This window comes from Vibrio sp. 1978 (assembly GCF_033344345.1).
Window position 1 is genome coordinate 1 of the sequence record NZ_JAWPOP010001081.1, and the last position, 507, is coordinate 507.

The 507-nt window shown below is 43.6% G+C and carries 1 protein-coding gene and 1 pseudogene; both read right to left on the reverse strand.

Translation table 11 applies throughout. The features are described from left to right. Nucleotides 1–238: winged helix-turn-helix domain-containing protein (locus R8N49_RS30760; RefSeq protein ID WP_318190903.1), on the reverse strand; the 238-nt coding region annotated here is incomplete at its 3' end. A gap of 90 nt (nt 239–328) precedes the next feature. Then, nucleotides 329–507 (reverse strand): annotated as a pseudogene (locus R8N49_RS30765) (YitT family protein); the annotation flags it as partial.

The following is a 507-nucleotide window of genomic DNA, read 5'->3' on the forward strand; positions in this document are numbered from 1 at the left end:
GGTTAGTGAGCACATTCTTGGAGATGAATTTGCTCTGCCAAATGGTTTCGATAATGGTGTCGGCAGAGAGCGGATGCCCCACGCTTGTTAGCAGTAGCTCTAATAACTCAATGGTACGAGGTTCGAGATCAATCGCGATAGTGTCTTGATGAAGAGTCTGTGTTTTCGGATTGTAGACCAACTCGCCAATCGCAATACAACTGTGAGTTTGTTTGGCTTGTTGTAGAAAGTCGCGCATACCGTACCGCGTTATTTGGAAATCGCGAAATATTATATAGTTATTGAAGCGCGAAATCTTATAAATCGCGCGTCAATTATCATCAAAAGTTTATGAACCGTAGGTAACGGAATATCGGTGTGGTTTGTGATTCATCGCCAATACGACATTCAGTGCAAAGGCACCCAAAATCGAAAGGCCAATCACCTCTGGAGTGACAAAGAAGAACGAAGCAAACAGGATACATGCATCGATTGCCATCTGGCTTTTGCCAACAGAAATGCCAAACT